Source organism: Endozoicomonas sp. ONNA2 (assembly GCF_024606365.1).
Classification (GTDB): domain Bacteria; phylum Pseudomonadota; class Gammaproteobacteria; order Pseudomonadales; family Endozoicomonadaceae; genus Endozoicomonas.
Genome location: NZ_JAHHPO010000753.1, coordinates 1 through 1538 on the forward strand (window position 1 = coordinate 1; position 1538 = coordinate 1538).

The 1538-nt window shown below is 51.3% G+C and carries 1 protein-coding gene; it reads right to left on the reverse strand.

Features of this window, described 5'->3' with window-relative positions; translation table 11 throughout:
• Positions 1 to 60: 60 nt before the first annotated feature.
• Entirely contained in the window at positions 61 to 1458 is a 1398-nt protein-coding gene (locus KDK14_RS13335) for an F-box-like domain-containing protein (protein ID WP_257265646.1), read from the reverse strand.
• Positions 1459 to 1538: the final 80 nt, after the last annotated feature.

Consider the following 1538-nt stretch of genomic DNA (forward strand, 5'->3'; position numbering starts at 1 on the left):
CGTTTATTATAGCAGCTGATTCATGACGTACGATCAGTGGTAATCAGGATGTTTTTTGTTTCAGAGGAAGGTGCAGGTCTGCCAACCCTTGAGATTACTCAGATCCCATACCCTTATGCTTTTGTCAGAAGAACCGGAAACCAGCCACCCCGGAGCCAATTCAGTGACTGACTTCACCCAGAGGGTATGACTTTTCATTGTCACTATGCATTGCTGACCACTGGGCTTGCTCAGATCCCACACCTTCAGGGTCCAGTCTTCAGAGCCCGAAGTCAGCCGCCCATCGGCCAATACCGTGACTGAGTTCACCCAGCCGGTATGCCCACCAAGCGTTGCCACGCACTGCTGTCCGACGGGTTTGCCAAGATCCCACACCTTGATCGTCTTGTCACCAGAGCCGGAAGCCAGTCGTCCATCGGGAAATGTTGTGACTGAGAACACACTGCCGGTATGTCCATTCAGCGTCGCCACGCATTGCTGCCCATCGGGCTTGCTCAAATCCCATACCTTTACGGTTTTGTCCTGAGAGCCCGAAGCCAGGCGCCCGTAGGGCATTGGCGTGACGGACTCCACCCTGCCGGTATGACCATTCAGCGTGGCCACGCATCGATCCCCTTCGGGCTTACTCAAATCCCACACCTTTATGGCCCTGTTATGAGAGCCAGAAGCCAGCCGCCCATCGGTCAATACTGCCACTGAGTCCACCCGGGGGTTATGCTCATGCAATGTCGCCACGCATTGCTGCCCGTCGGGCTTGCTCAGATCCCACACCTTTACAGTCTGGTCAAAAGAGCCCGAAGCCAGCCGCCCATCGGCCAATGTCGTGACCGAGTTCACCCAGTCGGTATGCCCATTCAAAGTCGCCACGCATTGTTGCTCGTCGGGCCTGGTCAGATCCCATACCTTGATAGTACTGTCACCAGAGCCCGAAGCCAGCCGCCCATCAGGCAATGGTGTGACTGAATTTACCCAGCAGGAATGCCCATTCAGCGTTTTTGTGGGAGTTGGCCAGAGATTACTTACCAGAAAAGTCAGGTAATTATTAAAAGTCAGTTGTTTGTTGTTTGTGTATCGAAAATAAGCAAGCCACAATAAACGGTCACGAATTTGATGGTTTGGAACAGCAGGTAGCTCCAGATTCTGAATTTTTTGTCTATAGGCATCAGAGGCAGAGCCATAATATTCATCGGCTAGTTTTTTCAGTCGTTCTTCGGTGTTAAAAAGTGTAGCCAGTCGCCTGCTTGTTAAAGCCAATCGACAAAAATCATTGAAAGGCAGGTAGTTAGCAATTTCAGCCAGAAGTTCATTCGGCAATGCCACTAAAGGCGACACCTGTTCAGGGGGGACAACTGAAATCCCATGCGCTGTTTTGTTTCCTCTCTGGTTGTCCGGTGGGGTTGCACCATCAGGGAGTTGAGGGGAAATGCCAGCATTATTGCAGGGAATCTTGTTGTTCATACAACTTCAGACCACTAATCGTAAACAACGTAAGCGCTTATTTAAGGACGTCTTCAAAACCCATCACCTGTCTGCCACGC

Coding starts and splice junctions, on each gene's coding strand:
- KDK14_RS13335 (WP_257265646.1), bottom strand. CDS start 1,458: ATGAACAACAAGATTCCCTGCAATAATGCTGGCATTTCCCCTCAACTC.